Below are 12,403 nucleotides of genomic sequence, written 5' to 3'. Positions count from 1 at the left end.
ATCGTGTACTAAGCGGTAAATTTGGTACCCACCGGTTTTCCGGCTACGATATCAAGGATCACATTATGCTGCTTACCATTAGCGATATAAGTGGTAATGTTTTTGGCTGCGGTTCCTTTGGCAATCTTAATTTTAGACTCCATACCACCACGGCCTTCACCTTCGCCTTTTCCGGATTCCTGTACGTATTTTTCAACGTTTTCATCAACCGTAACTTTATTCAGTTTTTCTGATTCGTCGTCTCCGGGATGACCGGTGTATAGACCATCAGTATCACTTAGAATAATTAAGGAATCGGCATTTATCAGTTCAGCAACAAGGCTGGCAAGTTCATCATTATCAGAGAACATGGACATGGTTACTGATACTGCATCATCTTCATTAGCAATTGGGATAATCCCTTCAGATAATAAAGATTCGTAGCAGTTAATCATATTTTCGCGGTGAATTCCCGGGCTAAAATCTCTTTTGGTAGCCAGTACCTGAGCACAACGCATTCCGTAATCATGAAAAATACTATAATAGTGACGCATCATACGCGGTTGTCCTACCGCAGAAAATACTTGTCTTCTTTTAGAGGCATCTTCTATATCTACATCTCCAAGCACTTCTTTTCCGGCGATCGCCGACCCTGAAGAAACGAGAACTACCATAATATCTTCTTCATAAAGTGTAGCTATTTGTTCTACAAGATGTTTTAGTACGGGGCCTAAAATCCTGTTATCTTTATTGGTCATTACATTAGTTCCGACCTTAACTACGATTCTCTTTTTTTCCATTTTATAAAGTTATATTTAAACTTCTTTTTTTAGACTTAGATTACTCTTTCCCTAATTCCACAGCTCTGTCAAATGCCGCGTAGGCCGCATCTTTAATTAATTCTTCAATGTTATTATCGTCCATAGAATCTAAAGCTGCACGAGTTGTTCCTCCTTTAGAAGCAACGCGATCCATCCAGGTACTAGGAGAAAGATCTGAATCATTAAAAAGTTTTACAGCACCTTCAAATGTTTGGCTTACCAATACTTTTGAATCGTTTTTGGAAAAGCCCATTTTTAAGGCGGCTTCCATCATAGAGTTCATGAAGTAAAAAACGTAGGCTGGTCCGCTTCCTGAAATTCCTGTAGAAGCATCGATAAATTTTTCTGTTTCTACGTGAATTGAGGCTCCGGTAGTATCCAGTAAGTTTCTTACCATAAGAAGTTCTACTCTGGATATTTCTTTAGCTTCGGTAAACGAAGTAACTCCTTTTCCTACCTGTGCAGGAAGGTTAGGCATAGAACGAACCACTTTTTTAACACCTAATCCTTGTTGTATCTTATCGATGGTTATTCCGGCCATCAGGGAAACAAAGATTTGCTGATCGTTTACTAAAGGTTTAATTTCTTCAAATAAAGCATCACAGTGATATGGTTTTACAGCCAGAAATACGATGTCTGCCTTTGGAAGACATTCTTCTATATCATCATATACATCAAAATGATCTACTTTACTCAGCGTGGTGATTATCTCAGCCGATTTATCGAAAATCATAAGATTTCGGTGATTAAGAAAACTAGACTTCGCCATTCCTTCGGCGTATGTAAGTCCCATATTTCCTGCTCCAATAACTAATACTTTCATTCTTTATTTTTTGGTTAATTAATTCATTTTCGACGTTGGGATCTTTAAATCCATTCTATAAAGAACAAAGACTATGCAATGTTTAGGGTAAAAACATTGTACTTGGGCCAAACGCCAAATGGAAATTAATTTAATTTAAGCGGAAATAATAAAATTTTAGGTTAAACTAATGTAAAAAAAGCTGTTGCTACTGGGGATGCAAATATATTCAAATAGCGCTTAGGCCTTATAATAAGGTAGATTGAAAGCTTTTCTTAATTAGCTTTTGGTATAATTTATAATATGAAAAACGTTAAGAATCATTGCTTATGGGCATTTTTCATCTTAGGTTTTAGCTGAAGTAGGAAGTTTAGGTAATTTTTTATTTGAATTTTGTTCCAATAGGAAACTGACATTTTCACTGCCATTATTGCAGAGAACGTGTGCTAAATTGAACGAAAAGGTTTTCGTTATGGAATTTAGAATTTAAAACTTTAAACCTATAATATCTTTAAGTGCAGGGATTGTAACTTTATATTTATATCGATCTTTAATTTTTACCCTTAATGAATCTAAAGCTGTGGGTTCTCCATGAATTAAAAAAACCTGTTGCGGTATATTCTTTATTTCTGAAATCCAATTCAATAATTCCTGTTGATCTGCATGAGCAGAAAGACTTTCCATTTTTAAGATTTTTGCTTTTACAGGGCAGTATTTTCCAAAGATTTTCACCTCAGAAGCTCCATTTTCCAGTTGTCTTCCTCTTGTGCCTTCAGCCTGGTATCCTGCTAATAGAACAGTAGTTTCGGGTTTATCTATTAAATATCTTAGGTAGGTGAGGACCCGGCCACCGGTTACCATTCCACTTCCGGCAATTACAATTTTAGACCTGTTTTCATCTAGGGTTTTCCAGGTATCCCGGTAAGAAGTGATAATATTAAAATAGGAAAGCATTTTTCTAAATTCTGCCGGCTCTATTTTGTGCCACTTGCTGAACCCTTCAAATAAGCCCAACACTTCATTGCCCATTGGGCTATCTATGTAAATAGGAATTTCAGGAATTTTATTTTTTTTGATTAAAAGATAAAGTTTGTACATAATTCCCTGTAAACGTTCTACAGCGAAACTTGGAATAATAAGGTTTCCTTTTTTATTGACTGTATTTTTAATGGCTTCAATAAGTATTTCATCTGAATCATCTTGGGGATGAAGCCTGTCGCCATAAGTGCTCTCTAAAAAGAGATAATCGGCCCATTCCGGCTTATTAGGTGCTTCAAGAAGTAAATCTTTTTCGCGGCCCACATCTCCCGAAAACACAAAACGCTTTTCAAAAATGTCTAATTCAATAAAACCCGAACCTAAAATATGGCCGTTGGCCTGGTAGCGATATTTAATATGTTCTGAAACCTGATACCATTCATTCAGATTAATACTTTTAAATAAACCAATCGTTTTTTCCGCATCACTCGTGGTATATAACGGTAGAGCGGGTTGATGTTTAGAGTATTCTTCTTTATTGGCTCTTTCAGCATCTTCTTCCTGGATTTTAGCGCTATCCTTCAAAATCACGCCGGCAATTCCCAAAGTTGGTGGTGTACCTAAAATTGGATTTACATAACCCTGGTTTACCAAACGTGGTAAATAACCCGTGTGATCCAGGTGCCCGTGGGTAAGTAAAATGAGATCTATAGCTTTTGGATCAAACGGGAAATCTTTCCAGTTGAGTTCGCGTAAACTTTTAATTCCCTGGAAAAGTCCGCAGTCTATTAAAATATTTAATTCCGGTGTTTCCAGCAGAAACTTAGATCCGGTAACAGTACCCGATGCGCCAAGAAAATGAATTTTAACTTGATTTTCCATTTTTTTAATGTTTACAGAGTTCTTTCATTTCGTCTAGAATCCTCTTTTTACGCGGATTATTAATTCCTAAGTGATCCAGGTAAAAAGTGTCATTTATAAGTTCCCGGCACAAAACCACATCCCGACTCAACAAAAAGTTTTTTTCCCGTTCTGATAGCAGGGTAGAAACGGTTATGGGATAGAGTCCTAATTTGTCTATCTTATCTTTAATACCTTCACCTTTTGGATAATCCCAGCTTAACAATTTGAGATTGGCACATTTTGCATATCTTACTGCATCAGACGTAAATCTTGTGTTGGTAACTACCCAACCTTCTTCAAAATCTAGCTTATTATTTCCGTTTTTTCTGAAGTTTTTTATATCCCGAAATCTTGAATCTATATAAAGTGGAATTTTTACATCGCAATTTCTACCGGCATTATGAAATTTGCATTCTATTAAAACCAGTTTTGAATCTGATTTCGCCTCTACATCAATTTCATGGGTAACACATTTTCCCTGGTAGATTTTTCCGATTTCGGTTTTATAACCACTATGACTTAAAAGCGCTGCAATAAATTTTTCAAAAGGAAATCCTGTTGGGCCCAATTCATAAATAGCGGTTTTTAACTTATACTTTAAAGCACTGGTTTTATTACCCTTTTTAAGCAAATTAAAAGCACGATTGTAAATTTCTTTGGTAGTAATACCTTCATAAAGCTCGGCTTTTAATTTCTCCAGTGTTTTTTGAATCAGTTCTTCATTAGCACCAGATCGTCTCAAAGATTCTGCAACTCTGTCAATAGAAAAATTAGCTTTTTCACCTGAAGCTTTTATAATTTTTAAGTTGGAGATATCCATTTCGGCGGGTTTTTTAAGAATATGATTTCTAAAATTATAAATCTGAAGGCATAAAAAGCATCGGAATTTGAGGCTTCTTTCCTAATTCTTTAAGTAAGGATTTTGAGAAAAGATTTTTAAAAAAACCTCTTTTTTTATGGTTTAATACCAGCACATCACTATTTCTGCTTTGTGTAAAACTATGAATTCCTTTGGTAACTGCTATATTGGTTAACGTGTGAAAACTATGGGAAACATCCTTAAAATAGTCGTGTAATTCTTCTTTTGTATTTTTCTGTTCGTCAGAAAGATTTTCGGTATCCTGAATATAAAGAATTCTAATACTGGCTTTAAACTTTTTAGCCATATCTATTAAAAAGTTTATTTCATAATCTGAAAATGATTTATCAAAACGAGTGGCCAGTACCAATTCTTTCTTCACTTCGGGCACAAAAACACTATTGTCGGGTATTAGTAAAACGGGCATATGATCTACGTTTTCTATAACGTTCATGCTATTGGTGCCAAAGATTCTGTCGTCGGGTTCGGTTTCCCCTTTTGTTCCCATCACAATGAGATCAAAAATTATTTCTTCTTGAATTTCAACGACCGCATCGTTCAACCAGGATTCTATAATTAAGGATTTAAACCTATGATTTTGGTTCTGGTTTATTACCGCCACTTCTTTCAGCAGCTTATTCATCAATATTTTATTTTCGGCTTTAGCCCGTAATAAACTATCTCCATTAATATCTGGAGTATAAAATTCGGGTTTGCAGGCATTTAAAAAATAAAAATTACAAAGCTCGTTTTGAAATAAACTAAAGGCATAGACAGTAGCTTTCCAGGCGTTAGCCGAAAAATCGGTGGGGATGAGGATATTTTTCATAACTAGTTGAATTTTCCTGATGGGATAACCATAAATGGTACTTTAATATGAAAACCTATTTTATTCACTACCGGCCTAAATAGCAGGTTTTCAAAGAAGCTACGTTTATTATTCACCATAAAAAGTAAATCTACTCCATTTTGTTCCTGATATTTTTTAATGGCTTTAGGAACACTTTTGTCTTCAATAGTATAAAATTGATGCGGAGTTTCTTCCAGAACTTTACTGAGGTATTTCTTATTCTTTTCCTGTTTTTCGTCCAGGTCTTTTCCAAAATAAACGTGTAAAATATTAAGTTTTGAAGTATGATTTTTTACTAAATTTAAAATTGGCTCCAATTGAGCAGCACTAAAATTTAATTCAAAATCTGTAGGAAATAGGATGTTTACAGGTGGATGATATTCATAATCTGAAGGAATCATTAATAAAGGAACTTTTAATTTGTTTATAGCGTGTACACTATTGGTGCCGATTAAAATTTCTTCGGCGCCGGTTGCTCCCTGGGTTCCCATAATTACCAGGTCTATTTCTTTAGACTTCAGTTGTTCTTTCATCTCGTCTATTAATAGATTGAAAGCTGAAATTTTCTCGAAACGATGTTTTGGGTTTTTAAAATCGCGATTAATTTTTCGTTCTACTTTTCGCAGTCCGCTGAGGGAATTTTTTTTATAAGCTTCAGCGAGATTGGGTTGTGTGCTGTTATATAAAATATATTCAGAATCATATAAAACCGGTGTATAAGTATTCAGAAGATAAAAAGTACATTCTTCATCTTTAAACGCTTTAATTGCATACGCAATTGCGTTATAAGCGTTTTCTGAAAAATCTGTGGGTAAGAGTATTTTTTTCATGATTTCTAAATTTTCAAGTGCATTCTCGATTAAAATTTTGCAAAGCAAGAAGTGGAACTTTTGGGTGTAAACCCACTTTATCTATGGTGGAGGTAAGTAGGAAATCTTCTAAATAAGTGTGGCGAGAATTTACCATTACCAAAAGGTCTATTTTATTGGTAGCAATAAATTCTTCTATAGCTTTTTCTTTCTGCAATTCCTCACTTTGGTGTTCTTCTAACCTAATATTATAGAACTGTTGTTTTAGAAATTCCAGGTTGTCTTTCTGCCTTGCTGAAGTTGCTTTATGTTTAGACAAATAGAGAAAATGAATAATAGATTTAAAATCCCGAGCAATTTCCCCAACAATCTTTAATTCGCGTTTTTGATAAGGAATTAAAAAATTGGTTGGAAATAAGATGTTTTTTGGTTCCTGATAACTAAAATTCGCAGGAATAGCCAGAACAGGGCATTGCACATATTTTAATACGAGTAAGGTGTTACTTCCAAAACCAAGACCTCTATCGTTGGTGGCCCCACGGGTTCCCATGATAACGAGATCGGCATTTTCTGAATTCACCAGGCTATTAACCTCATCTACCAAATCGCCAAACGCCGCTATAGATCTAATGCTATGCCTGGGATTGCAGAATTCATCGTGAATTTTGGAACTTATTTCTTTCAGTGCAAACTCTGCCTTTGTCTTGGTAACCGCTTTTAGCTCATCTATTAATTCTTTACTTAGCAAATTTTCATCGGTATAAATCTTTTCTGCATAAGTGTTTAAAAGAATTATTTCGCTCTTTTCATACTTAAAAAGCTGGCAGGCATATCGCAGAGCGTTATAAGCATTTTCTGAAAAATCGGTGGGTAAAATTATCTTTCTCATCTTCTGAAACTTTGAATATTAAAGTTAAGAGAACAACTAAGTTTAAACTATGAGGAAAATCAGTTTGTATCTGAATTTTAAGCTTTTACAGTTAAAAACAGCTTTAGCTTAGTATGATAGGTATCATATTTACTCTCAACACTTTGCAATATATTTAGAGGTAATTTTAAAACTTCTTACGATGAAAAATTTAATATTAGGAATCTTACTAAGTATTCCGTTTGTGTTATTCGCACAAGAGCCAAAAGAGTTTGATTTTGTATCTGACCAGCAAGATGGATTTACCGCGGTAAAGCAAGGTAGTAATTGGGGTTTTTTAAATACCAGTGGCGAGCTGTTATTTGAGCTAAGAAATGATCTTGTTGCCAATGAAAATCCCAAAAGTGATAAGATTGGCGTTGCGGGGGTAAAATATCCGCAATTAAAAGAAGAACGAGCCATTATTAGAAAGCAGAAAGATGGCGTTAATTATTACGGTTTTATTAATGCTGAAGGAAAAACAATCATTGAACCTGAATTTTTGAATGTGAGCAACTTCTCTAACGGCAAAGCTGTGGCCTTAAAACTGGAAGAAGAGCGTCTTGGTGAGAATCAGCTACTGGGAAAGAATGTAATTTCTTATAAATATGATGTGGTTCTTATAGATAAAACCGGGGAAGTCCTAAAATATTTAGAAGGGCCTTTTCCTGTTTCTGTATCTAAAGAAAAATTAAGAGATGCTCCAGCAATTAATGCGAAATGGTTGGGAGAGAATGTAGTAAGCGTAAAAGGACCCAATAAAAAATGGCGAGTTCATAAACTTTAAAACTGAAGCCGCTATCTGTTAGTAGTAACTTTAATTCCAAAATGGAACAATCCCGAAAATTTCGGGATTGTTCCATTTTTTCTAAGACACATTTACAGTTTTGGTCTTTTTAGACTTATCGGTTTTTCTTTTTTTAAGGCTCATTTTTAAGATGCCTTCTTTGTATTTCGCTTCAACTTCTTTTTCCATATCTACCTCTTTGGGTAGCGTAATATTTCGGGAAAAACTGTTGTAGCTAAATTCGTTTCTAATAAAACCTTCTTTTTCTTCTTCGATTTTGTTTTCTTTTTCTGCCGAGATGGATAGAATACCATCCTCGATAGAAATTTTAAAATCTTCTTTCGAAAGTCCCGGAGCAGCGAGTTCTATTTCAAACTCATTATCCTTTTCCTTTACATTCAATGCCGGAAACAGATCCTGGTCTAAATCTCCATTAAAGAACCTGTTGAGGTTAAAGATTCCTCTTTTAGTAGCCATTAATTCAGAAAAGAATGGATCGTTAGCTAAAAATGAACTTCCTAATGCAGGATTTCTGCGATTGCTAGATTTAGTAATTGACATGATATTAAAAATTTAAATGGTTAATAATTTACTTTGCAATACACTAATTTAAAAGCAAAAAATTAAATTTAATATGATGAAAATCAGTAATTTAAAATTAAAAAAATAAAATGTGAAGGTTTTAAAACACAGAAACAGGAGACCATTGCCTCCTGTTTCCTAAGAAGATATTAAGTTTACTCTTTAACACTAGTTTGATATCAGTGATCTTACATAAAGTAAAATTTGTATATCCGGTTAAAAAATACCTTTGATATCTTCTAATTTGATTTCCAACTCTGGGAGTTAGGAAAAACAAATTATTTGAATATATATAGATAAATTTACTTCATTAAAAATAGAAGAATTCATCTATCTAAAAAATGATAAATGTCAGAAAATCAGTATTTAACAAAAAATTAGGATTATATAATTTCCTGTAATTTTTCTGGTTTTAGAATATTTATTTTTCTTCCTTTTATAGCGATAATTCCCTCTTTTTTAAGACTTGAAAGACTGCGTATAAAACTTTCCGGAGAAATACCCGCCATACTGGCCAAATCAGTTCTGGAGATATTTAAACCATTATATTCAGGATTTTGAAATTCGTTGGCAAATTGAAGAATTGTGTTAGAAGTTTTCTTTAAAACCGATGCATAGGCCATTTCCAGCAGTTGTGACTTCAGGGCCAGGACTGTGTCAGTCAAATATTGAGCAAGATCCAGGCTTAACTCCTGGTTTTCTTGTAGTATTTCCCTGAAATCTTTATGCAAAATCCTATAAAATTTAGAGGGTTCTAAAGTAGATGCCATTTCGGTAGCTACAGGATTTTTATGAAACCCATATAAGCCCAGCAAGTCATTTTTACGATAAATCCCAGTAATTAATTCTTTACCCAGTTGGTCCATCCTGGAGGTTTTAACCAGACCCTTGTTAATTAGATAGATAAAACTGGAATGCCTGTTTTCCCGAAATAAAATTTTATGCTTATCCAGACTTATCAAATCCCCCTTTGTTTCAATAAAACGTTTTAAAGCTGCAATATTTGGAATAGTGGACTTATCAATCTTATTGCTTGTTTTAAAATTCTCATTTTTTGAATTTGTTAGAGATGTTATTTTGTGTAAAAGCTCATCCTGTGAATGGGAAATTGGTAAATAATGGTGTTTAGCGTGAAGTGGATCCCGAGTTTCAAACTTATCTTCAGGAATAATTGAAAGTATTGGGAGGTTATAAAATTCCGGATTGCTATTTAAAACTTCAGAAGAAAGTTTGCCATAATTAGCCCAGATAATCAAATCGGGTTTATTCTCTATAAAAAGCCTTCTTAAGCTTTTTAGCGAATAGGTTAGGATCCATTCATAATTTTTTAATACCGTTAGTTCATCTTGCTTAAGATGGTCGGAATTTTTACCTGATATATATAGAATACGCTTCATCCCTGGAGAGCTTAATATTATTAATAAGTTAACTGGGATTGTTTTGCATTTCCAATTGGGGGTAAGTAGGGCAGGAATGCCTTAACAATATATAAATATACAAAGTTATTTTTTATAAATCATAAAAGATTAAAATGACTTAAATAGCTTAAATACAGTGTATTGTATGTTTTCTGTGTATTTTATTGCATGTTGCTTCTATCTAAAAACTGATTTTTATCATTTTTAGCTAAGTGGCTTAGACTTATCTTTAAGAGGTAAAACTTTAATTATGGAACTTTCTAATAAACAGCTGCTCACCGAAGAATTTTATAAAAATATTGGAATGCTTTTTTATGCAATTGCAGCCTCAGATAAAGTGGTGCAAGCCGAAGAAATAAAAACATTAAAAGAACTTGTTCAGAAAAAATGGGTTCCAATAGACACTCTAACCGATGAATACGGAACCGATGAAGCCTTTAAAATTGAAATGATCTTTGATTGGCTTGAGGAAAATTCACCGGAAGCAGATTGGGCATTTAAGGAGTTTAAAGAGTATAAAAAGGAAAATGAACAATTATTTACCTTGCAAATTAACCAGTTAATCTGGGAAACGGCTGATGCAATTGCGGCTTCATTTTCAGGAAAGAATAAATCTGAGCTCATCATGCTTTCAAAATTAAAAACATTACTCACTACTGGAGATAATAGAAATAACTAATCAAATATTATAATAAAAATCAGGAGATGAAAACACTAATCTGCCAGAGCTGTGGATGGCCGTTTACAACAGCTACCGCGGGCACAAATCGCGATAAATCGGAAAATTTGGATTATTGCCGGGATTGCTACCAGGTTGGTGCTTTTACCGATAAATCCCTTAATTTACATGAATTGGAGGTGAAATTACTGGAAATGGCCGAAGTGCACGAGGATATCAGTCTGGAAGAAGCACAGCAACTCATCAAGAAGCTTCCTGAACTCAAAAGATGGCGAATGGATCATATTTAACTTCACTAACCAACGTACAATGCTCAATTAATACTGGTGCTTTTTTGGTTTTTTATGTCTATAAATTTTTGATACAACGCGAGGTGGGATTATAATTATTGCGCTTTAAAACCCATCTTATTTTTTATGATAGGAACTTCCCATTTAATCATTTCTTTTAGGAATTCATCTATCTTTTCCACGATTAGCTTTTCAGTAATGTCCCGGGGTGAAAAAACACCCAGCTCCACAATTTCATTTTCTGAAAGAATCCAATTCTCAAGAATAGGGAAAGTGACAATTATTTCTATATCCCCATTGTGTAATTGAGAAAAAACGAGCGCGCCCCCTTGTAAAAATTGATAGGTTGGTATTTTATTGGTGAAATCTATAAGATCGGCAGGAAATGAATCAAAAGTAATATTGACGGCTTCGTTGGTGTGTATCCATTTTAATTCCTGCACTTTCCATCCTACTGGATAGGCAGTTTCGACCTTTCTTAAAGTTTCAACAATTAGCTTTTTAGTATTGTTTTCCCAGGTAATACGTTTGTTTACCACTGTTTTTATCGAACTTTTATATTCGTTGATGCGCTCTTCCAAATGTTCCAGTTTCATAATAAACCATTTAAAATTTTATTGATTTTGTTTTTCTTCTCTGGCCTTTTGGCGTTCCAGTTTTCTAAAATAGCCACGAAATAAAATATTATGCTTTAATGCTTCCATATTCTGATTAAAGCGATGCGTAGCTTCTTCAATATTTTCCATACTTTGGTCGAGGTTGTTTACAAAGCTGGTATCTTTTACTACATAATTAAGCACACCTTTTTCTGAATTTAGGTTATTTGAAAACTGTCCCAAATCGGCACTAATTTCCTTTATTTGGGAAGATGTACTCTGCAAATCTTCAATAATGGTACTAAAGCTATTTTGAGCGGTAGAATCGCTGAGGAGTAAACCGGCTACACTGTTTTCGTAATCTACTTCGTTCAAAATACTATTTAGTTTTGCAAGTCCTGACTTAGCAGACCTGGTTGTTTGATTTAAATTTGCTGCACTTTCCTGAATGTTTTTTGCCAGGGTTTCATTTTTAAGCAAATTGCCTAAGACTCCTTTTCCAGCATTTATGCTGTTGGTGATCTTCAATAGATCTTCGGTTAAAAGAGCGGCATTTTCATTGGTTTTGCTCAGGGTGTTTAGCATATCGGCAGTAGCAACCTGGCTAAGGGAGGCAAGTGTATCGCCTTCTTCTATAGTTCTGGATGGTGTTTTATTGGTAGGTAGAATATTTAAAACCATACTTCCAACCAATCCGTCTGAATTTATGGTCGCCACAGAACTATATTTTATAAGGTTTCCGGCTTCCCGATTTATAAGCATATCTACACAAATCGCTGTGTCATTTAAAAATTTTAATTCTTTTATGGTTCCTACGTTTACGCCGGAGTATCGAACATTATTACCAGATTGCAATCCATTTACATTTTTAAAAACAGAACTAACCAAAATAGAATCTCCAAACAGGTTTTGCTTATTCCCAATAAAAAAAACTCCCAGGGTAAAGATTATAAGCCCCGAAACAATGAGAATGCCCAATTTTATATTTTGTGATGAATTTGATTTCATAGTATTTTATCAGTAGTGTCCGATAAAGATTTTTAAAAGCGGGATTTCCTAAAAAGGATTTCCCGCTTATTTTATATCTTGTTTTTACCACAAAACCAGATATATGAACAAAAGTAACAACTTTAGCGGACAGCC

Annotated in this window: 14 protein-coding genes; 3 read left to right on the top strand and 11 right to left on the bottom strand. The window is 34.2% G+C overall.

Going from position 1 to position 12,403, the window contains the following annotated elements:
- Positions 1–8: 8 nt before the first annotated feature.
- From proB to LB465_RS11670, 7 genes are all read right to left on the bottom strand, one after another.
- Positions 9–779: a glutamate 5-kinase gene (gene proB / locus LB465_RS11700; RefSeq protein WP_224470048.1), complete on the bottom strand. Its 771-nt coding sequence runs from the start codon at positions 777–779 to the stop codon at positions 9–11.
- 40 nt (positions 780–819) lie between these two features.
- On the bottom strand, positions 820–1,623 hold the full coding sequence (gene proC, locus LB465_RS11695; protein WP_224470047.1) for a pyrroline-5-carboxylate reductase: 804 nt from the start codon (positions 1,621–1,623) through the stop codon (positions 820–822).
- A 465-nt stretch (positions 1,624–2,088) separates the two neighbouring features.
- Positions 2,089–3,462 carry an MBL fold metallo-hydrolase RNA specificity domain-containing protein gene (locus tag LB465_RS11690; protein WP_224470046.1) on the bottom strand — a complete coding sequence of 458 codons (1,374 nt, stop codon included), beginning with the start codon at positions 3,460–3,462 and terminating at the stop codon, positions 2,089–2,091.
- A gap of 4 nt (positions 3,463–3,466) precedes the next feature.
- Entirely contained in the window at positions 3,467–4,303 is an 837-nt protein-coding gene (locus tag LB465_RS11685; RefSeq protein WP_224470045.1) for a restriction endonuclease, read from the bottom strand.
- A gap of 34 nt (positions 4,304–4,337) precedes the next feature.
- Positions 4,338–5,171 carry a universal stress protein gene (locus tag LB465_RS11680; RefSeq protein ID WP_224470044.1) on the bottom strand — a complete coding sequence of 278 codons (834 nt, stop codon included), beginning with the start codon at positions 5,169–5,171 and terminating at the stop codon, positions 4,338–4,340.
- Positions 5,172–5,173: 2 nt separating this feature from the next.
- Complete coding sequence (locus tag LB465_RS11675) at positions 5,174–6,022, bottom strand: universal stress protein (protein ID WP_224470043.1); 849 nt, start codon at positions 6,020–6,022, stop codon at positions 5,174–5,176.
- 13 nt (positions 6,023–6,035) lie between these two features.
- Complete coding sequence (locus LB465_RS11670) at positions 6,036–6,890, bottom strand: universal stress protein (RefSeq protein ID WP_224470042.1); 855 nt, start codon at positions 6,888–6,890, stop codon at positions 6,036–6,038.
- A 181-nt stretch (positions 6,891–7,071) separates the two neighbouring features.
- On the opposite strand from LB465_RS11670, the gene LB465_RS11665 reads away from it, so the two are divergent.
- Positions 7,072–7,695, top strand: coding sequence for a WG repeat-containing protein (locus LB465_RS11665; RefSeq protein WP_224470041.1), 624 nt, complete (start codon positions 7,072–7,074; stop codon positions 7,693–7,695).
- An 81-nt stretch (positions 7,696–7,776) separates the two neighbouring features.
- Here LB465_RS11665 and LB465_RS11660 read toward each other — a convergent pair whose 3' ends face one another.
- Together LB465_RS11660 and LB465_RS11655 are read right to left on the bottom strand one after the other, a co-directional pair.
- Positions 7,777–8,256: an Hsp20/alpha crystallin family protein gene (locus LB465_RS11660; RefSeq protein WP_224470040.1), complete on the bottom strand. Its 480-nt coding sequence runs from the start codon at positions 8,254–8,256 to the stop codon at positions 7,777–7,779.
- A gap of 404 nt (positions 8,257–8,660) precedes the next feature.
- Positions 8,661–9,674, bottom strand: a complete 1,014-nt coding sequence (locus tag LB465_RS11655) for a Crp/Fnr family transcriptional regulator (RefSeq protein WP_224470039.1) — start codon at positions 9,672–9,674, stop codon at positions 8,661–8,663.
- A gap of 271 nt (positions 9,675–9,945) precedes the next feature.
- On the opposite strand from LB465_RS11655, the gene LB465_RS11650 reads away from it, so the two are divergent.
- Both LB465_RS11650 and LB465_RS11645 read left to right on the top strand, forming a co-directional pair.
- A complete protein-coding gene (locus tag LB465_RS11650; protein WP_224470038.1) occupies positions 9,946–10,374 on the top strand; it encodes a hypothetical protein in 429 nt (142 codons plus the stop codon).
- Between the two features lie 26 nt (positions 10,375–10,400).
- Positions 10,401–10,664 (top strand): zinc ribbon domain-containing protein, encoded by a 264-nt coding sequence (locus LB465_RS11645; protein ID WP_224470037.1) that lies wholly within the window; start codon positions 10,401–10,403, stop codon positions 10,662–10,664.
- Between the two features lie 95 nt (positions 10,665–10,759).
- Here the strand turns inward: LB465_RS11645 and LB465_RS11640 are convergent, their stop codons facing one another.
- Both LB465_RS11640 and LB465_RS11635 read right to left on the bottom strand, forming a co-directional pair.
- Positions 10,760–11,260 carry a hypothetical protein gene (locus tag LB465_RS11640; protein WP_224470036.1) on the bottom strand — a complete coding sequence of 167 codons (501 nt, stop codon included), beginning with the start codon at positions 11,258–11,260 and terminating at the stop codon, positions 10,760–10,762.
- Positions 11,261–11,278: 18 nt separating this feature from the next.
- A complete protein-coding gene (locus LB465_RS11635) occupies positions 11,279–12,268 on the bottom strand; it encodes an MlaD family protein (RefSeq protein WP_224470035.1) in 990 nt (329 codons plus the stop codon).
- Positions 12,269–12,403: the final 135 nt, after the last annotated feature.

Source organism: Salegentibacter lacus (genome assembly GCF_020164555.1).
Lineage (GTDB): Bacteria > Bacteroidota > Bacteroidia > Flavobacteriales > Flavobacteriaceae > Salegentibacter > Salegentibacter lacus.
This window is presented reverse-complemented; position numbering and strand designations above follow the sequence as displayed.